General features: G+C 47.0%; 1 pseudogene. It reads right to left on the reverse strand.

Annotation, left to right across the window (positions count from 1 at the left end):
* Positions 1 to 34: 34 nt before the first annotated feature.
* A pseudogene (locus DU002_RS19230) lies at positions 35 to 1,260 on the reverse strand (IS3 family transposase).
* Positions 1,261 to 1,301 lie beyond the last annotated feature (41 nt).

Consider the following 1,301-nt stretch of genomic DNA (forward strand, 5'->3'; position numbering starts at 1 on the left):
CTGTGCCGTCCTAAAATAAGTTGACGGTTTTTAACTAAGCCAGCGCCCATTCAGCGCTGGCTTTTTTATGCACCTCTTCAGGTGTTTTCATATCAAGGCTTAAGTGCGGCCTTAATCGATTGTAGATAGTGATGGAGTCACTTACCAACCGTTTTAACTCGTCGAAGCTTTGACACTTATGAAGCAAAAACTCCTGCTTTAAAATGCCATTGACCCGCTCTGCGAGCGCGTTCTGGTAACAATCATAGCCATCGGTCATGGATGGGGCGATATCGTATTTCTGTAACTCTGACTGATAGAGAGAAGAGCAGTATTGGCTTCCTCTGTCGGAGTGGTGTATCAGAGGTTGGTTGTTGAGCCGCTACTTTATGGACATCTTCAGTGCTTTTACAACATCGATGGCTTTCATGTCACGGCTGAGCTCATAGCCCATGATTTTGCGACTATAAACATCGGTGGTGAGTGATAAGTAGTGAACGCCTTCGTCACTTTCTACATACGTAATATCACTGGCATACACTTGCTCTGGCCGAGTGATATCTAACGCCTGTACTAAGTTAGGGTGTTTCTTCATCCAGTGGCGACTGTCTGTGGTTTTGGTGTAGCTTCTTTTGGGCCTGACCAGCATTTGATGACTGCGAAGGTATGCAAATAGACCGTCTCTCCCTAGCTTAATCCCATGATGAGCGAACTTAGGTTGAAGAAGGAAGTAGAGTTTTCGTGTGCCTAAGCGCGGCATAAAGCATCGCAGCTCTTGCACCATGGCTTTGACAGGCGCTAACGCGATGAGCTTTGCTTTGGCTCGTTTTTCTCGCTGATAGATTGATTGCCGACTGATGCCAAGCAGCGCGCAGGACCGACTTAGGCTTACTTTGCCTTGGGCCTGCAGGCGTCTCGCTCCTTGGCTGCAAGCTTTTTTCGCAGGCCCGCTCCGTGCTCAGCATCAAGGATATCAACGACCTCGTTGAGCAATAAATTGCGTAAGCGTTCATCTTCAAGCTCTCTTTCAAGACGCTTGATGGTTTGAGCTGGCGTTTCTTTAGCGCGAGGCATCATGGACATTCCTTGTGGTGACCAATCGAAGCGGCCATGTTTTCTTAACCAGACAAGAACAGTGCTTCGACCTTGTATCCCATAGTGTTGCTGGGCTTGTTTGTAAGTCATCTCGCCTTTTTCAACTTGCTCAACGACTAACAATTTAAAGGCTAGTGAATAATCGCACTGAGTGCGCTTTCTTTTTGAAGGGATTGGCTTTTCCATAATAGGTCTCCAATGTGTAAACCTATTTCAGGACGGGACAA

It is taken from the genome of Corallincola holothuriorum (assembly GCF_003336225.1).
GTDB classification, from domain to species: domain Bacteria; phylum Pseudomonadota; class Gammaproteobacteria; order Enterobacterales; family Neiellaceae; genus Corallincola; species Corallincola holothuriorum.